We start from the raw sequence: 1,089 nt of genomic DNA on the forward strand, positions 1-1,089 counted from the left end.
TCGGGCTACCTGACTCCACCTCTCGGAGACTAGCACGTGGAGTGGCTGGCAGTGAGAGTGGTATCGGCTTGGCTGACTTCACTCCTGTAGGCCCTGCAATGGACGCCGTACAGGCAGGAAAGGATGCTGACTTCCTTAGTGGACTCTTGGCTGTCGCTCCCCTGCCTGCTGCGGCTCTCAAGGGTGCGGGCAAGGCTGTGGGTAAAGCAGTTCCCGAGTGGCTCAAGACTTCACCCAAGCTGACTAAGCTGACTGAACAGGAAGGTATGATTGCCAGAGGCACACATGTACCTCCCACTATGGGTGTGACAACTAAGCGCCCCGAGCAGGCTAAGGTGTACCATGCCTCACCAGAGATGGACAGCAAGGTGCAGAGCTTCACTGATGAGTTCGGTGATCCACTGACAGGTGATCAGATCGAGGTAGCCAAAGAGTTTGCTTATAGGCGCAACCGTGCCTTTGAAAGCTTGGACAGCAAGTTCGGCAAGAGCAAGCTGGATGGCTTCGGTGAGAAGACGGGTGATCCCAACAAGCTGTACTCTACTGTGCTGGCTGCAACAGGTGAAGGCGCTGAGGATTATATGCGTATCACGCCTCTCAGTAACGTAGCCAAAGAGGGTGACACGTTGCTGCCTGAGGTAGGTCTTCTGCAGAACTATGACCAGTACAGGGACGCCGATCACCCGCTAGAGTTCTTTAGTGACAATGACGTTTGGTTCTTTGATCCCGAAGATGGAGGCATTCAAATCAACGGTGCTAAAAGTGACTTGGATCGCTGGGTAGCACTCACTGACAATGAAGGTTTCATCTACGGTATCGTACCTAACGAGCGTGATGAGATTGAAGATTTGGTAGGTGTTGGCTACGAGTATTACCAGCGCGACAAGCTAGGTGGCATTGGTATGCACGAGTCTTCGATGAAGCAGAAGCTGACCAACGAAGGCTTTGATCCCTTTTCAAGTTTTGCAGGTAACAACCGCAGCACTACAGGTGGTCACAAAGAACTGCACGGGCGCATGGTAAGCACGAGCCGTGACCCTCTCATGTCTGCTAACAGCTTCACCCGTCAGTGGGATGAGCCGTTCGTGA

The 1,089-nt window shown here is 53.2% G+C and carries 1 protein-coding gene; it reads left to right on the plus strand.

Annotated elements, in window-relative coordinates; translation table 11 throughout:
* Nucleotides 1–68: 68 nt before the first annotated feature.
* Nucleotides 69–1,089: hypothetical protein (locus V6D20_07920; GenBank protein ID HEY9815711.1), on the plus strand; the 1,021-nt coding region annotated here is incomplete at its 3' end.

Source organism: Candidatus Obscuribacterales bacterium (genome assembly GCA_036703605.1).
Classification (GTDB): domain Bacteria; phylum Cyanobacteriota; class Cyanobacteriia; order RECH01; family RECH01; genus RECH01.